Origin of the sequence: Variovorax sp. YR566 (genome assembly GCF_051992195.1) — a bacterium.
Classification (GTDB): domain Bacteria; phylum Pseudomonadota; class Gammaproteobacteria; order Burkholderiales; family Burkholderiaceae_C; genus Variovorax.
Window position 1 is genome coordinate 4,772,770 of sequence record NZ_CP197092.1, and the last position, 15,644, is coordinate 4,788,413.

Consider the following 15,644-nt stretch of genomic DNA (forward strand, 5'->3'; position numbering starts at 1 on the left):
GACTAGTTTCCTTTGCGCCATGCCGGCGCCAGCGCCAGCTTTTCGCTGGCATCGAACACATAGGCTTGCGACGCGCTGAAATACAGCGTGATCGAGGCGCCCAGCTCGAAGCGGTGCACACCGGTGAGCTGTGCCACCAGTTCGCCCACCGCTGTCTCGACGTGCACGAAGGTGTCGGAGCCCGAGATTTCGGCCAGCTCCACCTTGCCGGGCAAGGCGATGTCGCCCTGCCCCGCATCCACGTTCAGTGCGCTCGCGCGCAGGCCGACCGTGACGGCGCCTGCAACGCTTTCAGGCACAGCCAGAGCCAGCGCGGGACCACCAGCCAGTTGCACCTTGCCGGCGGTCGCGGTGCCGGCCAGCAGGTTCATCGGCGGATCGCTGAAGGCCCGTGCCACTCGCAGCGACTGCGGCGCGTGGAACACTTCGGCCGTCGGGCCGTACTGCAGCAGCTCGCCGGCATCCATCACGGCCGTGTAGCCGCCAAGCAGCAACGCTTCGCCGGGCTCGGTGGTCGCGTAGATCACGGTCGAATCGCCAGTGGCGAAGAGTTGCGTGAGCTCTTCGCGCAGGCCTTCGCGCAGCTTGTAGTCGAGGTTGACCAGCGGCTCGTCGAGCAGCATCAGCGGTGCGTTCTTGGCGAGCGCGCGCGCCAGCGCCACGCGCTGCTGCTGGCCGCCCGAGAGTTCGGCCGGATAGCGGTCGAGGAACATGCCGATGTGCAGCTTGTCGGCCAGCGCCTTTACGCGTGCATCGATGTTCGACTCACCGCGCAGCTTGAGCGGCGAGGCAATGTTGTCCGCAACCTTGAGCGACGGATAGTTGATGAACTGCTGGTAGACCATCGCGACATTGCGTTCGCGCACGGGCATGCCGGTCACGTCCTTGCCGTCGACCAGCACCTTGCCTTCGGTGGGCGTGTCGAGCCCCGCCATCAGCCGCATGAGGCTGGTCTTGCCGGCCTGCGTTGCGCCCAGCAGCACGGTGACCGCGCCGCTCCTGGGCGCGATGCTCTGCTCGTAGAGCCATGTCTGCGCACCCACCTTCTTGGTGACGCGCTCCAGTGTCAATTGCATTGGCGCTCTTTCCCTTGTGTTCGGTCTAGTTGTTTTTGACGCGGACCTGCTGCTGCAACAGCCAGCGCGCGACCTGCTCGCGCTCTTCGGGCGTGTAGTGCAGCCCCAGCTTGGAACGCCGCCAGAGCACGTCTTCCGCGCTCACGGCCCATTCGCGGTCCTGCAGGAAGCGCAGTTCGCGCTCGTACAGGCCGGGCGCCACTTCGTCGCCCAGGTCGGCAAAGGACTTTGCTTCGCCCAGCAACTCCGCGATGCGGGCGCCGTAGCCCCGCGCGAGGCGACGCGCCAGGTGGCCGTAGAGCCACGGATATTTGGTTTGCACAGCCGACACGAAGCGTTCGAAATCGTCGTCGGGCCGCTTCGCAGCGCCGATCCATGCCGACAGGTCGCCGCCCGCGAGAAAGGCGCCGTCGGTCCAGGCCGGGCGCTGCGCGCTCGACTGGCCCAGCATCCTGCCCACCTCGTCGGCCGCGTCCTCGGCCAGCTTGCGGAAGGTGGTGATCTTGCCGCCCCACACCGACAGCAGCGGCGCTGCGGTGGTGTTCGATTCGAGCATGTAGTCGCGCGTGACGGCCGATGGGTCGCCCGAGTCGTCGTCGAGCAACGGGCGCACGCCCGAGTAGGTCCACACCACGTCGGCCGGCACGATGGGCTTCTCGAAGTAGCGGCTGGCCTGGGTGCAGAGGTAGTCGATTTCTTCCTGCGCGATGCGCGCGGCGCCGGGGTCGTCGCCGGTGAGTTCGATGTCGGTGGTGCCGATCAGCGTGAACTCGTCCTGGTAGGGAATGGCGAAGATGATCCGCTTGTCGGGGTTCTGGAAGATGTAGGCGTGGTCGTGCTCGAACAGGCGCGGCACCACGATGTGGCTGCCCTTCACGAGCCGCAGGCTCTTGGTGGCCAGCGCCTCGCCCTTGGCCGACTGCGCGACGCCGCGCAGGAATGATTCGGCCCACGGCCCCGCGGCATTGACCACCGCCCTGGCGCGCAGCGTGCGCTTGTTGCCGTCGGCGCCTTGCAGCGTGGCAGTCCATCCGTCGGCGGCTCGCTGGGCGTGCACGCAGCGGGTGCGGGTCAGCACTTCGGCGCCGCGCGCCTGTGCGTCGAGCGCGTTGAGCACCACGAGGCGCGCATCGTCGACCCAGCCGTCCGAATAGATGAAGCCGCGCTTGTACTGGTCCTTCAGCGGCTTGCCCGCGGCGTGGCGGCGCAGATCGACGCTGTGCGAAGCCGGCAGCACCTCGCGTTTGGCAAGGTGGTCATACATGAACAGGCCGATGCGGATCATCCAGGCCGGGCGCATCGACGGGTCGTGCGGCATCACGAAGCGCAGCGGCCACATGATGTGCGGCGCGCTCTTGAGCAGCACCTCGCGCTCCTGCAGCGCCTTGCGCACCAGCGAGAACTCGTAGTACTCGAGGTAGCGCAGCCCGCCGTGGATCAGCTTGGTGGAGGAAGACGATGTGTGCGAGGCGAGATCGTCCTTTTCGCACAGCACCACGCGCCAGCCGCGGCCCGCGAGGTCGCGCGCGATGCCGCAGCCGTTGATGCCGCCGCCGACGATGAGCACGTCGCAGTCGGTGGCCGGCGCGGGCGAAATGGAAGAGAAATCGCTCACAGAAATTGGGTCCGTTGAAGCGTGACTTTGGTCACTAACGGCGGCCATTGTATTTTCGCGTCTTTTCATTTGGATTCCTTTTGGCGCGATTTTCCTACGAGTTTTCCCTTAGATGGCTTCGTTTTCTTTCGCTTTAAAGTGGCGCGCTCTGTACCCTCGGTCGCAGTCTTCCTGCTTTCCACGACGCCCCTGTGAACTCCAACCCGCGCCAGATCAACCTCCTGGACACCGTGCGCGCGCGCGGCTCCGTCACCGTCGAGCAGCTGGCCGACATGCTCGGTGTCACCCTGCAGACCGTGCGGCGCGATGTGCAGCGGCTGGCTGACGAAGGCCTGCTCACGCGCTTTCACGGCGGCGTGCGCGTGCCCAGCTCGACCACGGAAAACATCGGCTACCAGCAGCGCGAGACCCTGCACGCTGAAGGCAAGGCGCGCATCGCCCGCCGCGTGGCGGAGCTGGTGCCCAACGACTGCTCGCTGATCCTCAACATCGGCACCACCACCGAGGCCATCGCCAAGGCGCTGCTGCGCCACACGGGCCTGCGCGTGATCACCAACAACCTGAACGTGGCCACTATCCTGAGCGGCAACACCTCGTGCGAAGTGATCGTGGCGGGCGGCTCGGTGCGCCAACGCGACCGCGCCATCGTGGGCGAGGCAACCATCGACTTCATCCGCCAGTTCAAGGTCGACATCGCGCTGATCGGCGTGTCGAGCATCGAGGCCGACGGGTCGCTGCGCGACTTCGACCTGCGCGAGGTGAAGGTGGCGCAGACCATCATCGCGCAGGCGCGCGAGGTGTGGCTCGCGGCAGATGCGAGCAAGTTCAACCGGCCGGCGATGATTCAGCTCGGCACGCTCTCGCAGATCGACCGGCTGTTCACCGATGCCGAGCCGCCGGCGCCATTCGCCGACCTGCTGCACACCGCCCAGGTGCGCCTCGAGATCGCGCGCGAGAACTGACAAGAAAGAACACGAACGAATGACCACCTACCTGCTCGCCCTCGACCAGGGCACTTCGAGCTCCCGCAGCATCGTGTTCGACCGCGAAGGCCACATCGTCGCCATCGCGCAGAAAGAGCTGACGCAGATCTACCCGCAGCCGGGCTGGGTCGAGCATGACCCGATGGAAATCTGGCGCAGCCAGCTCGCCACCGCGCGCGAAGTGCTCGCCAAGGCGAAGCTCAAGCCCACAGACATCCACGCCATCGGCATCACCAACCAGCGCGAAACCACCGTGCTGTGGAACCGTGCCACGGGCCAGCCAGTGCACCACGCCATCGTCTGGCAGGACCGCCGCGCCGAGCCCTTGTGCGCCAGGCTGCGCGACGAGGGCATGACCGACACCATCCGCGAGAAAACCGGTCTGGTGATCGACGCGTACTTCTCCGGCACCAAGCTGCGCTGGCTGCTCGACAACGTGCCCGGCGCGCGTGCGCAGGCCGAGCGCGGCGAACTCGCCTTCGGCACGGTCGACAGCTGGCTCATGTGGCAGCTCACCGGCGGCAAGGTACACGTGACCGACGTGAGCAACGCCTCGCGCACCATGCTCTTCAACGTGCACAGCAACGAGTGGGATGCCGACCTGCTGAAGGCACTCGACATTCCCGCCGCGCTGATGCCCAAGGTGCAGCCCTCGAGCTCGCACTTCGCCGACACCGATGCGGCGCTGCTGGGCCGCACGCTGCCCATCGGCGGCGTGGCCGGCGACCAGCAGAGCGCCCTTTTCGGCCAGGCCTGCTTCGAGGCCGGCATGGCGAAGAACACCTACGGCACCGGCTGCTTCCTGTTGATGCACACGGGTGGCGCGTTCCAGCCCTCGCACAACGGCCTGCTCGTGACCAGCGCCGCGCAGACCGATGCAACGCCGCAGTACGCCATGGAAGGCAGCGTGTTCGTCGGCGGTGCCGTGGTGCAGTGGCTGCGCGACGGCCTCAAGGCCATCAAGGGCAGCGCCGAAGTGCAGTCGCTGGCCGAGAGCGTGCCCGATGCCGGCGGCGTGATGATGGTGCCGGCCTTCACCGGCCTCGGCGCGCCCTACTGGGATGCTGATGCGCGAGGCACCATCACCGGCCTCACGCGCGGCACCACGGTTGCGCACATTGCGCGCGCCGCGCTCGAAAGCATCGCCTACCAGAGCGCCGCGCTGCTGCAGGCCATGAGCCGCGACGCGGTGGCCGCCGGCGGCAAGCCCGTTGCCGAGCTGCGCGTGGACGGCGGCGCGAGCGTGAACGACCTGCTCATGCAGTTCCAGGCCGACCTGCTGGGCATTCCGGTGGTACGGCCCGAAGTGATCGAGACCACCGCGCTGGGCGCCGCGTACCTCGCAGGTTTGTCGACCGGGGTCTACACCGACGCGCGCCAACTCTCGAAGCTGTGGAAGATCGAGCGCCGCTTCATGCCGACCATGGGCCGCGCGCAGGCCGAGGAATCGATGGCGCGCTGGGAGCGCGCGGTGCGCCAGGCCACTGCGACCTGATGATCCAAAAGACCTCGCCACCATCGGGGCACTGAGGTCCGCTGCACGAGCCCCGGGGCAGAATTCGGCCGCCCCCGACTTGCCGCGCTGCCTGTTTGACCACTCCAACCAACGAAGTTTCTCCATCGCGCAACGCGCTGCTCGCCTGCGGCGTGGTGGGCGCGACGCTGCTGGCGCTCATCGCGCTCGGCCATGACGGCCGCCGCATGGCGCAGCTCGCGGTGCTGGCAATGCCGATGGTGCTGTGGCTTGCGTGGCCGCTGCGCAGCGCGCGGATGCGGCGCATACGCACGCTGCTGGTCTGGCTCTGGGCCATGGGCTTCGCACTCGACGGCGCGGTGCGCGCCTATCTGCTCGACGCCTACCAGGCCGCGCCCGACGGTGCGATGGTGCTGGGCGCAGCGGCCAACACCAATGCGCGCGAAGGCTCCGAATACCTGTGGATGCATTGGCGCTCCGCTGCGGTATGGTGTGCCGCGCTGGTCGTGGCGGGTGTGCTCGTGGGCATGTTCGCGCGGCGCGGCGCTGTAGCCGATGCGGCGGCTCCGCCCGCCCGGCCCGCGCGATGGGCCGTGGCGCTTGTCGCGCTGCTGCTTCTCGTCGCATGCGTGGCCTATGCGAGCAAGCCCTGGCGCCGGCTGCATCCCGCGGTCTTCTGGACGCAGTGGGCGAATTCCGTTCACACGCTGCGCACCGCCTGGGCCGACCAGCAGAAGCAGCGCGACCGCCTGATGGCGCAAGCCAAAGGCATCGCACCCGTGATTTCGCAGACCGGCCCTTCCACGGTGGTGCTGGTCATCACCGACAGCATCAACCGCGACAACATGGCGCTGTACGGCTACGGCCGCCCGACCACGCCCCGCCTGCTGGCGCACAAGGCGCAGACCGGCGACCAGATGGCGGTGCTGAAGAACGCCTGGTCCGTCGACGCAAGCACCTTGCCCGCGCTGCGCAACATGTTCCACTTCGGCCTGCCCGAGAGCGAGAACCCGCCGCACCTGCTGGCGCTGGCACGCGCCGCCGGCTACAAGGTCTGGTGGATCAGCAACCATGACGACCTCGCCATCGAGCAGCAGCATGCGCGCCTCGCCGACGTGGTCGACATGGTCAACCGCACGCCCGGCCGCGCCAGCGCCTCGCTGGACGGCGAGATCCTCGACTGCGTGCAGGAGGCGCTGGCCGATACGAGCACCGACCGCAAGCTGATCGTGGTCCATCTGATGGGCGCGCATCCGCACTACAGCCTGCGCTTTCCGGCCAACGCCAACCCCTTCGACGACGATGTGGATGCGGTCGAGAACGGCCTCGTGAAAGACGGCCGCTCGGCCTGGGTGCGCCGCTTCCGCCAGGAATACGACGCCGCGCTGCTGTATCACGACTTCGTGGTGTCCGAGCTGCTGCAGCAGACGCGCAGCGCGGGCAAGCCGGGCGACTACCGTGCCTGGATGTACCTGTCGGACCACGGGCAGGAGGTAGGCCACGTGAGCGACCGCGCGGGGCACAGCCCGGCGACCGCCTCGGGCTATCGCATTCCGGCCGTCGTGTGGCGCAACCAGCAGCCGCTGCCGTCGGCTGCGGCGCAGCAGCACCCGTTTCGCGCAGACTGGTCGGGCTGGACGCTGATGGACCTGCTCCACATCCAGTGGAACGGGCAGAAGCCGGAACGCGATGTGCTGCAGGATGCCTACCGCTGGCAGGCGCCCACGATTCCGGTGGCGGTCGAATCGTTTTCGCGCTAGCCGTGCCGGGGCGACAGATGAATGCCGGCAATCATGCAGCGCACCGATCCGCCCGCCATCTCGATCGTCGGAACCGGCAGCGGAAGCAGCCGCGCGGACCGTTCGATGACAGCCTTCTGCTGGCTGCTCAGGCTGTTGCAGGCGCGCTGCGACAGCGCGAGCACGCGGCCATCGAGGCCTGACAGCTCGATTGCATTGCCTGCGAACTCAGCGATCTGCCCTGCGGTGAGCGCAATGACCTCGCGCCCCGATTCCTCCAGCCGGGCGCGCACCTCGGCTGCACGACGCGCATCCGGGATCATGTCGAAGCCGACCAACGCGAAGGCCGTGGCCACGCACATCAGCACATTGGTGTGATAGATCGGCCGGCCGGCTTTATCGGCCGTGTCCACCAGCATCGGCTCGAAATTGAAGTGCGTGCTGAAGCGCTCCAGCGCCACCGGATCGGCCCGGTTGGAGCGAGCCGTGTAGGCCACGCGCGCCAGGTGGTCGAGCACCATCGCACCGGTGCCCTCCAGGAACAGGCCGTCGTGCTCGAGGCCGGAATAGTCGATGACGTCCTGCACCCGGTAGTTGGCCTTGAGCATCTCGATCACGTCGCTGCGCCGCTCGCGGCGGCGGCTCGGTGAATGCATCGGGTAGATGGCAACGTGCCCGCCCGGGTGGGTGGAGAACCAGTTGTTGGGAAAGACCGAGTCCGGCGTGTCGTGCTCGCCCCGGTCTTCGAACAGATGCACGCGCACGCCTTCGGCTTCGAGCTGCTCGACGGCTGCCGTTACCTCGCGATAGGCGGCGTCGGCCACGGCTTGCGCGGCCTCCTTGACGGCTGCGGTCTGGAACGCGTTGTCGGCAGCAGTCTCCGGGTTCGGCGTGAACCTGTGCGGACGGACCATGACCACGGCGGCCGGCGCCTGAACGGAGCGGATCGCGGCCGACATCATCAAGCCACCCTTCGGATGACAGCGCGCGAGGCGCCGCTGCGAGTGTGGCGGAACAGGTCCTTCGGGTCATCGGCCCGGGGCACCAGCTCGACGTCCACGCCGAGGTTGCGACGCTCGGCCTGTTCGTGCACATAGCGCAAGGTGGCGTAGTCCTCGAGCGCGAAGCCGACCGAATCGAACACCGTGACTTGTTCAGCGCTTTCGCGCCCCGTTGCCGTGCCGGCCAGCACGCGCCACAGGTCGACCACGGGGGAGTCTTTTGGCAACCGCTGGATGTCGCCCTCGATGCGCGTCTGCGGCTCGTATTCGACGAACACGCGCGCGCCGCGCAGCACGTCGGCATGCAGTTCGGTCTTGCCGGGGCAATCGCCGCCGACGGCGTTCAGGTGCATGCCCGGCTCGATCATGTCCGGCGTGATGATGGTGGCGCAGGCCTTGTCGGCAGTCACGGTCGTCACGATGTCGGCGCCGCGCACGGCCTGCGCCGTGGAGTCGGCACGAATGATCTTGAGCGACGGAAAGGCCGAGAGGTTGCGCACCAGCTTGTCGGTGGCCCGGGCGTCGATGTCGTACACAGCGATTTCCTCGATGCCCAAGTGGCAGTGAAAGGCCAATGCCTGGAACTCGCTCTGCGCGCCGTTGCCGATGAGCGCCATGCGCCGCGCGCCGGGCCGAGCCAATGCGCGCGCCGCCGTCAGCGAGGTCGCGCTCGTGCGAAGCGCAGTGGCAAGGGTCAGTTCAGACAACAGCACGGGGTAGCCGGTTTCGACATCGGCGAGCACGCCGAAGGCCATCACCGTGTAGAGGCCGCGGCTGGTGTTGGCCGGGTGGCCGTTGACGTACTTGAAGGCGTAGCGCGAGGCGTTCGACACAGGCATCAGCTCGATGACGCCGATGTCCGAGTGATTTGCCACACGGGCCGATTTGTCGAAATCAGGCCAGCGGATGAAGTCTTCCCGGATGGTGTCGGCCAATGCGCCGATGAAGGGGGCCACGCCAATCTCCTGCACGAGGCGGGACATGGCGGGAACGTCGATGAAGCGGGTCATGGGGGTCTCCTGAACGGTCCGGCCGCATCGCGCAGCCGTCTTTCGATTGTTCCGGGGAGACGTGCCAGACTGAACCCTTCAACTTGTCAAGTTAGCCCTTGAACCTTACATTTCGCTCGATCTGATTAGCAATTTGACAAATGGCAATGGACGACATCGACCGACAACTCATTGCCCTGCTGCGCGACGACGCGCGCATGCCGGTGGTGGCACTGGCCCAGAAGCTCCGCGTGGCGCGGGCGACCGTGCAGAACCGGATTGCCAAGCTGGAGAACGACGGAACCATCGTCGGCTACACCGTGCGGCTGAAGCCCGAAGCGGAAGCGCACCGCATCCGCGCGATCATGAGCATCGAGATCGAAGGGCACCGCGCCGAGCGCGTGAGCCAAGTTCTGCGCGGTCACCCTAACGTCGTGGCCTTGCACTCGACCAACGGCCGCTGGGACCTGATGGCCGATCTGCGCGCCGACTCGCTCGAAGCCTTCGACAAGGTGCTCAATGCCATCCGGCAGATCGAAGGCATCTCGAGCACCGAGACGAGCATCCTGCTGTCAACGCACAAGCTCTGAGCCGGGCGCCAGCGGCGCACCGGCTCTCTACCGCTCAGTGCGCGGGAACCAGGAAGTCCTGGCTGATGCGCCCGCCCAGCTCGTTCACGCGGTCGAGGAACTGCGTGAGGTAGGCATGCAGGCCGGTCGCGAGGATCTCGTCGACCCGCGCGTATTGCAGGTCGGCCAGCAGCTTGCCGGCGCGGCGCTGGGTTTCAGCGCTCTGCTCGTTCTGCACCTTCGCGAGGTTGTTCACCACCTCGACCAGGCTCGCGTGCAGCGAGCGCGGCATGTCGGCACGAAGAATCAGCAGCTCGGCCACGCGCTCGGGCTTGATCACGTCGCGGTACACCTTGCGGTAGACCTCGAAGGCCGAAACGCTGCGCAGGATCGCGCTCCAGTGATAGAAGTCGTACTCCTGGTCTTCCTCGGTGGCGGCGCCGAAGAACTCGCTGTTGAGCGCATGGAACTTCACGTCCACCAGCCGCGCGGTGTTGTCGGCACGTTCCAGGAAGGTGCCCAGGCGCGAGAAGTAGAAGGCCTCGTCCTGCAGCATGGTGCCCAGCGTGACGCCGCGCGACAGGTGCGAGCGGAACTTGACCCATTCGAAGAACTGGCCAGGGTCGCGCTCGAAATCGCCTGCGCGGAGCATGCGGTTGACTTCGAGCCAGGTGGTGTTCTGCGTTTCCCAGGCTTCAGTGGTGAGCGCACCGCGCACAGCGCGCGCGTTCTCGCGAGCGGCCTTCAGGCAGGAGACGATCGAAGAGGCATTGCTCTCATCCTTGACCATGAACTCCATCACGTCGTGTGGCGTGATCTGGTCGTACTTCTTGTTGTACCAGGGCAGCAGCTCGCTGATGGACAGCACGCCCTGCCAGCCGTACTTGGCCACTTCGGCGGACTGCGGCAGCAGGGAGGTCTGGTAGTTGACGTCCAGCATGCGCGCCGTGTTCTCGGCGCGCTCGGTGTAGCGGGACATCCAGTAGAGATGGTCGGCGGTGCGAGACAGCATCGGTTGTGCTCCTACTACGATTGGCTTTGCGACTGCGCGGGCGCCGCCTTGGGCTTGGGAGCGCGGTCGGCTTCGAGAATCCAGGTGTCCTTGGTGCCACCGCCCTGCGACGAGTTGACCACCAGCGAGCCTTCCTTCAGCGCCACGCGCGTGAGGCCGCCGGGCACCATCTGCACCTCGCTGCCCGAGAGCACGAAGGGGCGCAGGTCGATGTGGCGCGGCGCGATGCCGGCGTCGACGAAGGTGGGCGAGGTCGACAGGCTCAGGGTGGGCTGGGCGATGTAGCCGTCGGGCTTGGCGATCACGGCCTTCTTGAAGTCTTCGATCTCGGCCTGCGTGGCGGCCGGGCCGATCAGCATGCCGTAGCCACCGGCGCCGTGCACTTCCTTGACGACCAGGTCCTTCATGTTGTCGAGCGTGTACTGCAGCTCGTCCTTGTTGCGGCACATGTAGGTGGGCACGTTCTTCAGGATCGGCTTTTCGCCGAGGTAGAACTCGACCATCTTCGGCACGTAGGGGTAGATCGACTTGTCGTCGGCCACGCCGGTGCCCACTGCATTGCAGATGACGACGTTGCCTTCGCGGTAGGCGCGCATCAGGCCGGCGGTACCGAGCGTGGACGTGGGGCGGAACACCTCGGGGTCGAGGAAGTCGTCGTCCACGCGACGGTAGATCACGTCGACGCGGCGCGGTCCGCGCGTGGTGCGCATGTAGACGAAGTTGTCCTTGACGAACAGGTCCTGGCCCTCGACCAGTTCCACGCCCATCTGCTGGGCGAGGAAGGCATGCTCGAAGTAGGCGCTGTTGTACATGCCGGGCGTGAGCACCACCACCGTGGGCTCGGCCGTGGCCGGCGGCGCGCTGGCGCGCAGGGTTTCGAGCAGCAGGTCAGGGTAGTGCGCGACCGGTGCGATGCGGTTCTGGTTGAACAGCTCGGGGAAGAGCCGCATCATCATCTTGCGGTTTTCGAGCATGTAGCTCACGCCGCTGGGCACGCGCAGGTTGTCTTCGAGCACGTAGTACTCGCCGTTGCCGTCGGCATCGGGGGCACGAACGATGTCGATGCCCGAGATGTTCGAGTAGACGTTGTGCGGCACGTTCACGCCCATCATCTCGGGACGGAACTGGGCGTTGTTCAGGATCTGCTCGGCCGGGATGATGCCGGCCTTGATGATTTCCTGGTCATGGTAGACATCGTGAAGAAAGCGGTTGAGCGCCGTGACGCGCTGCACCAGCCCTTTTTCCATGCTGTCCCACTCGTGGGCGGGAATGATGCGAGGCAGCAGGTCGAACGGGATGAGCCGCTCGGTGCCGGAGCCGTCCTCGTCCTTGGCGCCATACACCGCGAAGGTGATGCCGACCCGGCGGAAAATCAATTCCGCCTCTTCGCGCCGCGAACGCATCACCTCACCGGGTTGCTTCGCGAGCCATTGGTCGTAGCGCTTGTAGTGCTGTCGGATTGCAGCCCCCGCATAGGGCAACTGCTCATACATCTCGTCAAATTTGTGCATGGAACGACCAATCTCCTTGAGCTATAGCTTAGCAAGTTCAGGGCCAGTAGAACCCCTTATGCCAAGGCCGGAGACGGGCCGGAAGACTTTTTCTTCGCTCAGCGCTCAGGCCCTTCCTCGCTGGCCGTCAGCTTCTTGCGGGGCGAGAGAAATCCCTTGATGCGCTCCCCGCTCTCGTCGCTGTAGAGGCTGGCCAGGAAGGATTCGCGCTCGGCGTCGAGCTGCTCACGCCGGCTGCGCCCACGCGCCGAATACACGAGTTGCTTGATGCGCGCCTGCACCTCGAACGGGCCGCGCGCGAGCTGCTGCGCCCAGGCGAGCGCGGTGGCACCGGCCTCCCCATGCGGCACGACCTTGTTGACCACGCCCAGTTCGTGCAGCCGCTTCGCGGTGCTGGGCGTGCCGTCGAGCAGCATTTCGAGGGCAGCCTGCGGCGGTAGCGCGCGCACCAGCGAATCGGTGCCGCCGCCGTCGGGCGTGAGGCCCACATTCACATAGGACATGGCGAACTTCGCGTCTTCCGCGGCCACGATCAGGTCGCAGGCCAGGCACAGCGAAAAGCCCCCACCCATGGCCGCGCCCTCGACGGCGGCAATGACGGGCTGGGGAGCCTCCTGGATCGCCATGATCCATTCGTGCAGCGCATCGATGTGGCCATGCTGCTCGGCGGCCGGCAGCTTGCGTTGCCGGGCTAGGCGTCGCAGGTCGCCGCCGCCGCTGAAATGATCGCCCTCCCCGCACAACACGATGGCACGCACGGTGCGAAAACCCGAGGTGGCGCGCATCGCCTTGGCGGCCGCGCGGTAGACCGACGGATTGAGCGCATTGCGCGCCGCGGGGTTGCTCAGCGTCAGCACCAGCACCGGGCCTTCGCGGTGCATCTTGAGCCGCGCGCCGGGTGCGGCCGCGGCGCTCGTGCTGGTGATGGCCGGAACAGCGGCCGTCACGGCGTATGCCCGGAAAACAGGTCCCACCGAAGGCCTTGACGGTTGCTCATGCTGTCCCCTCTTCTGAGTTGTAGCCAAACGATACAACGCATGGGACGCCAGTACGAGCACGCTGACAAGTGGCCTTTCGGACTACTTTTGACAATTAGTTCACGATTTCAGGGCTGTGCTGCCAGTACCGCGCATGGCGCTCGCGCTCGCAGGCCACGTCGGCGGGGCGTGTGCTGGTCCAGTGCGCGGCGCCGCAGCGGGTGTTTTCGACCAGCCGCACGCCGCGGTCCCGGTAGCGCGCCGCCACCTCCTGCGCCGGATGGCCGAAGCGGTTGCGATACCCCGCCTGGACAAAGGCAATGCCCGGCTGCACCGCATCGAGGAAGGCCGGGCTCGACGAAGTCTTGCTGCCGTGGTGCGGCGCCAGCAGCACGTCGGCGCGCAGCAGCTGCGGCGTGCGAACGACGAGCGCGGCCTCCTGCAGCCGCTCGATGTCGCCGGCCAGCAGCGCCGCCGCGCGCCCGTTGCCGATACGCAGCACGCACGACACGGCATTGGGCTTGGTGAAGCCGCGGTAGTCGGTGTCGAACGGATGCAGCACCTCGAAGCGCACGCCGTCCCAGGTCCAGGCCTGCCCCGCCTCGCAACGCCGTGCCGCCAGCGTCGCCTGCAGCGGATGCGTGGCTTCGAGGGAACTCAGCAGCTCGGCCCGCGGCTGCATCGCGAGCACCGCGGGCGCACCGCCGGTGTGATCGGTGTCGCGATGGCTCAGCACCAGCGTGTCGAGGCGCTCGCCGTAGGCCCGCAGCAGCGGCACGAGCACGCGATGGCCGGCATCGCTTTCAAGGCTGTAGCGCGGGCCGGCGTCATAGAGCAGGCTGTGCGTGGCGGTGCGCACGAGCACCGCGTTGCCTTGGCCGATGTCGGCGGCGAGCAACTCGAATTCGCCGGCCGCCGGCCGGGGCGCCTGCCACAGCAACACTGGCAGCAGCAGCGGAATGCCAAGGGCGCGCAGCGACCAAGATAGCCGCATGGCCAGCAATGCACCGCCGGCCACGCCGCAAGCGGCCATCCACAAAGGCGGCGCGGCCATCGACAGCGTGGCATACGGCAGCCCGGCCAGCCATTGCAGCAGCAGCGCCAGCACCTGCACGGCCCGGGCTGCGAGGTCCCAAAGCGGCGCCACGGCCACGCCCAGCATGGCCAACGGCGTGATCACGAGCGTGACCCAGGGGATCGCCACCGCATTGGCCAGCAGGCCGATCAGCGACACCTGCTGGAACAGCAGCAGGCTCAGCGGCGTGATCGCCAGCGTGATGACCCATTGCTCGCGAAAGAACAGCAACAGGCGGGAAGCGGCACCGGTCTTCCGCTCGCCCGGCACCGCGGCGTCCGTGGCAAACAACACGCCCACCGCCACGAAGCTCAGCCAGAAGCCGGCCTGCATCAAGGCCCACGGATCGAGCGCGACCACCACGGCCGCCGTCAGCAGCCACACATGCGGCCAAGGCCAGCGCCGGCCCGTGAGGCGCAGCAGCGCGACCGTCGCCAGCATCCACACAGTGCGCTGCGAGGGCACACCCCAGCCGCTGAAGAGCGCGTAGAGCGTGGCCAGCAGCACGCCGCCTATCAACGCTGCCTGCTGCGCCGGCAAGCGCAGCATCAGCCGCGCGCTGCGCCGCCAGAGCAGACCGACGATGTGCGCGGCCAGCCAGGCAAACATCGTGACGTGGAGGCCGGAGATCGACATCAGGTGTGCCACGCCCGTGGCGCGGAACACGTCCCAGCCCGAGCGGTCGATGGCGCTCTGGTCGCCGGTGACCAGGGCCGCGATCACGCCCGCCTGCGCGCGGTCGGGCACGCGCTCGAAGACGGCATCGCGCACGGCTTCGCGTGCGCGCTCGATGGGGTGCCACCACGTGCTTGCCACCAGCATTGGCGCCGCATCGCGCGCGCCGGTTCGCACATAGCCGCTGGCATGCAGGCCCTGCTCCCACATCCAGAGTTCGCTGTCGAAGCCATGGGGATTGCGGCTGCCGTGCGGCGCCTTCAGACGCACCGTCAGCCGCCATCGCTCGCCGGCGTGCAGGGAGCCGACTGTGCTGGCAAAGGGCGTGCGGCTTTCGGAAGCACGGCTCCACAGGCTCGAGCCTTCGGCATACCAGCCGAGTGCAATGCGATCGGGCACCGCGGGCCGCCCCTGCGCATCCGGATCAGCCCAACCCGCGGACTCGACATCCAGCCGGAACTGCGTTCCAGCTTCGTTTCGCTGGGGCATCTCCGACACAACGCCCGTGACCTGCAGGTCGCGCCCTTCGAGCGCCGGGTCGAGCGCGCCGCTCGCATAGACCGCCGCGCGCCATCCCGCGAGCCCTGCGCCGGCCATCGCGCCGCATAGCAAGGCGACAAGCATCAGGCCCCTGCCCGGCATGCGTCGCCAACACAGGCCGGCCACTGCCACGAACAGCAAGCCGGCGTAGGCCCACGCCGGCCAAAGCACCGCCTGCTGCAACTGCAAGGCCGCTCCCAGCAGCGAGCCACCCAGCGCCACGAACGCCCCCGCTCCACCCATGGCACCACCGGACGCACGAAACGGCATCAACGAAAAACTCCCGAACCCATGATGCAAACCCTCCCCAAAGTCACGCTCAGTGGCGCGTTAATTGCTTGGCATCTGGGCTAGTATGCGTCTCACAAGAGACATCTTTTCGATGCAATCTCGCAGTACTGCACACAA

The 15,644-nt window shown here is 67.1% G+C and carries 12 protein-coding genes; 4 read left to right on the forward strand and 8 right to left on the reverse strand.

The window, feature by feature from the left end; all coding sequences use genetic code 11:
• Positions 1–2: 2 nt before the first annotated feature.
• Positions 3–1,076, reverse strand: coding sequence for an ABC transporter ATP-binding protein (locus ACTG4X_RS22360; protein WP_093080145.1), 1,074 nt, complete (start codon positions 1,074–1,076; stop codon positions 3–5).
• Between the two features lie 25 nt (positions 1,077–1,101).
• Positions 1,102–2,760 (reverse strand): glycerol-3-phosphate dehydrogenase, encoded by a 1,659-nt coding sequence (glpD, locus tag ACTG4X_RS22365; protein WP_097198801.1) that lies wholly within the window; start codon positions 2,758–2,760, stop codon positions 1,102–1,104.
• 122 nt (positions 2,761–2,882) lie between these two features.
• Here glpD and ACTG4X_RS22370 point away from each other — a divergent pair, with 122 nt between their 5' ends.
• The 3 genes from ACTG4X_RS22370 (at position 2,883) to ACTG4X_RS22380 (ending at position 6,908) form a co-directional block, all read left to right on the forward strand.
• Positions 2,883–3,653, forward strand: coding sequence for a DeoR/GlpR family DNA-binding transcription regulator (locus ACTG4X_RS22370; protein ID WP_093050798.1), 771 nt, complete (start codon positions 2,883–2,885; stop codon positions 3,651–3,653).
• A 19-nt stretch (positions 3,654–3,672) separates the two neighbouring features.
• Complete coding sequence (gene glpK / locus ACTG4X_RS22375) at positions 3,673–5,169, forward strand: glycerol kinase GlpK (RefSeq protein ID WP_097198800.1); 1,497 nt, start codon at positions 3,673–3,675, stop codon at positions 5,167–5,169.
• A 95-nt stretch (positions 5,170–5,264) separates the two neighbouring features.
• Positions 5,265–6,908 carry a phosphoethanolamine transferase gene (locus tag ACTG4X_RS22380; protein ID WP_097198799.1) on the forward strand — a complete coding sequence of 548 codons (1,644 nt, stop codon included), beginning with the start codon at positions 5,265–5,267 and terminating at the stop codon, positions 6,906–6,908.
• Here the strand turns inward: ACTG4X_RS22380 and ctlX are convergent.
• Together ctlX and ACTG4X_RS22390 are read right to left on the reverse strand one after the other, a co-directional pair.
• Positions 6,905–7,849 carry a citrulline utilization hydrolase CtlX gene (gene ctlX, locus ACTG4X_RS22385; RefSeq protein ID WP_440531957.1) on the reverse strand — a complete coding sequence of 315 codons (945 nt, stop codon included), beginning with the start codon at positions 7,847–7,849 and terminating at the stop codon, positions 6,905–6,907. The two genes, ACTG4X_RS22380 and ctlX, sit on opposite strands and share 4 nt — an antisense overlap.
• Positions 7,849–8,898 carry an ornithine cyclodeaminase gene (locus tag ACTG4X_RS22390; protein ID WP_097198798.1) on the reverse strand — a complete coding sequence of 350 codons (1,050 nt, stop codon included), beginning with the start codon at positions 8,896–8,898 and terminating at the stop codon, positions 7,849–7,851. The genes ctlX and ACTG4X_RS22390 overlap by 1 nt, the downstream gene beginning before the upstream one ends.
• Positions 8,899–9,044: 146 nt before the next feature.
• Here ACTG4X_RS22390 and ACTG4X_RS22395 point away from each other — a divergent pair, with 146 nt between their 5' ends.
• Positions 9,045–9,467 (forward strand): Lrp/AsnC family transcriptional regulator, encoded by a 423-nt coding sequence (locus ACTG4X_RS22395; protein ID WP_093050809.1) that lies wholly within the window; start codon positions 9,045–9,047, stop codon positions 9,465–9,467.
• Positions 9,468–9,501: 34 nt separating this feature from the next.
• Here ACTG4X_RS22395 and ACTG4X_RS22400 read toward each other — a convergent pair whose 3' ends face one another.
• The 4 genes from ACTG4X_RS22400 to ACTG4X_RS22415 form a co-directional block, all read right to left on the reverse strand.
• On the reverse strand, positions 9,502–10,458 hold the full coding sequence (locus tag ACTG4X_RS22400) for an alpha-E domain-containing protein (protein WP_093050811.1): 957 nt from the start codon (positions 10,456–10,458) through the stop codon (positions 9,502–9,504).
• Positions 10,459–10,472: 14 nt separating this feature from the next.
• On the reverse strand, positions 10,473–11,969 hold the full coding sequence (locus tag ACTG4X_RS22405; protein WP_093050814.1) for a circularly permuted type 2 ATP-grasp protein: 1,497 nt from the start codon (positions 11,967–11,969) through the stop codon (positions 10,473–10,475).
• Positions 11,970–12,067: 98 nt separating this feature from the next.
• Positions 12,068–12,916 carry an oxepin-CoA hydrolase, alternative type gene (locus ACTG4X_RS22410; RefSeq protein WP_093050817.1) on the reverse strand — a complete coding sequence of 283 codons (849 nt, stop codon included), beginning with the start codon at positions 12,914–12,916 and terminating at the stop codon, positions 12,068–12,070.
• A gap of 145 nt (positions 12,917–13,061) precedes the next feature.
• The gene (locus ACTG4X_RS22415; RefSeq protein ID WP_440531958.1) at positions 13,062–15,506 is read right to left on the reverse strand and encodes a DNA internalization-related competence protein ComEC/Rec2; all 2,445 of its coding nucleotides are present in this window, start codon (positions 15,504–15,506) and stop codon (positions 13,062–13,064) included.
• Positions 15,507–15,644: the final 138 nt, after the last annotated feature.